The following is a 218-nucleotide window of genomic DNA, read 5'->3' as shown; positions in this document are numbered from 1 at the left end:
GCCCGTTCGTCGAGGTGCAGGACGGCGCGCAGCGGTACGACTGCGCCGTCCACGAGCTCGAGGGCGCAGAGCGCGAGGAGTGGTGGGCGCGGGCGCTCGAGGTCTGGCCCGACTACGCCGAGTACCAGCGCAACACCGAGCGGCTCATCCCCCTGCTGCTGCTGACCCCGCTGGAGACCGCGGGGTCCTGAGTCGGGCGCTGGTCAGCCGCCCGGGCC

Annotated in this window: 1 protein-coding gene; it reads left to right on the top strand. The window is 74.3% G+C overall.

All coding sequences use genetic code 11. The features are described from left to right. The coding region (locus G9H72_RS20785; protein ID WP_166174761.1) for a nitroreductase/quinone reductase family protein at positions 1-191 on the top strand (191 nt) is incomplete at its 5' end. Positions 192-218: the final 27 nt, after the last annotated feature.

The organism is Motilibacter aurantiacus (assembly GCF_011250645.1).
Taxonomy (GTDB): Bacteria; Actinomycetota; Actinomycetes; order Motilibacterales; family Motilibacteraceae; genus Motilibacter_A; species Motilibacter_A aurantiacus.
This window is presented reverse-complemented; position numbering and strand designations above follow the sequence as displayed.